Source organism: Pseudomonas sp. PS01301, from assembly GCF_029960215.1.
GTDB lineage: Bacteria > Pseudomonadota > Gammaproteobacteria > Pseudomonadales > Pseudomonadaceae > Aquipseudomonas > Aquipseudomonas coleopterorum.
Genome location: NZ_JASCPM010000107.1, coordinates 1 through 1,574, shown reverse-complemented (window position 1 = coordinate 1,574; position 1,574 = coordinate 1). Strand labels below are relative to the sequence as shown.

Genomic DNA, 1,574 nt, shown 5'->3' with positions numbered 1-1,574 from the left:
GCGAGGCTGAAAAGCGTAGTCGATGGAAAACAGGTTAATATTCCTGTACTTCTGGTTATTGCGATGGAGGGACGGAGAAGGCTAGGCCAGCTTGGCGTTGGTTGTCCAAGTTTAAGGTGGTAGGCTGGGATCTTAGGTAAATCCGGGATCTCAAGGCCGAGAGCTGATGACGAGTTGTCTTTAGACGACGAAGTGGTTGATGCCATGCTTCCAAGAAAAGCTTCTAAGCTTCAGGTAACCAGGAACCGTACCCCAAACCGACACAGGTGGTTGGGTAGAGAATACCAAGGCGCTTGAGAGAACTCGGGTGAAGGAACTAGGCAAAATGGCACCGTAACTTCGGGAGAAGGTGCGCCGGTGAGGGTGAAGGACTTGCTCCGTAAGCTCATGCCGGTCGAAGATACCAGGCCGCTGCGACTGTTTATTAAAAACACAGCACTCTGCAAACACGAAAGTGGACGTATAGGGTGTGACGCCTGCCCGGTGCCGGAAGGTTAATTGATGGGGTTAGCGCAAGCGAAGCTCTTGATCGAAGCCCCGGTAAACGGCGGCCGTAACTATAACGGTCCTAAGGTAGCGAAATTCCTTGTCGGGTAAGTTCCGACCTGCACGAATGGCGTAACGATGGCGGCGCTGTCTCCACCCGAGACTCAGTGAAATTGAAATCGCTGTGAAGATGCAGTGTATCCGCGGCTAGACGGAAAGACCCCGTGAACCTTTACTATAGCTTTGCACTGGACTTTGAATTTGCTTGTGTAGGATAGGTGGGAGGCTTTGAAGCGTGGACGCCAGTCTGCGTGGAGCCATCCTTGAAATACCACCCTGGCAACTTTGAGGTTCTAACTCAGGTCCGTCATCCGGATCGAGGACAGTGTATGGTGGGTAGTTTGACTGGGGCGGTCTCCTCCTAAAGAGTAACGGAGGAGTACGAAGGTGCGCTCAGACCGGTCGGAAATCGGTCGTAGAGTATAAAGGCAAAAGCGCGCTTGACTGCGAGACAGACACGTCGAGCAGGTACGAAAGTAGGTCTTAGTGATCCGGTGGTTCTGTATGGAAGGGCCATCGCTCAACGGATAAAAGGTACTCCGGGGATAACAGGCTGATACCGCCCAAGAGTTCATATCGACGGCGGTGTTTGGCACCTCGATGTCGGCTCATCACATCCTGGGGCTGAAGCCGGTCCCAAGGGTATGGCTGTTCGCCATTTAAAGTGGTACGCGAGCTGGGTTTAGAACGTCGTGAGACAGTTCGGTCCCTATCTGCCGTGGACGTTTGAGATTTGAGAGGGGCTGCTCCTAGTACGAGAGGACCGGAGTGGACGAACCTCTGGTGTTCCGGTTGTCACGCCAGTGGCATTGCCGGGTAGCTATGTTCGGAAAAGATAACCGCTGAAAGCATCTAAGCGGGAAACTTGCCTCAAGATGAGATCTCACTGGAACCTTGAGTTCCCTGAAGGGCCGTCGAAGACTACGACGTTGATAGGTGGGGTGTGTAAGCGCTGTGAGGCGTTGAGCTAACCCATACTAATTGCCCGTGAGGCTTGACCATATAACACCCAAGCAATTTGCGTCGAA

General features: G+C 53.0%; 1 rRNA gene. It reads left to right on the top strand.

The annotated features are described in order from the left end of the window. A 23S ribosomal RNA gene (locus QMX89_RS22605) occupies positions 1 to 1,548 on the top strand; the annotation flags it as partial. Positions 1,549 to 1,574: the final 26 nt, after the last annotated feature.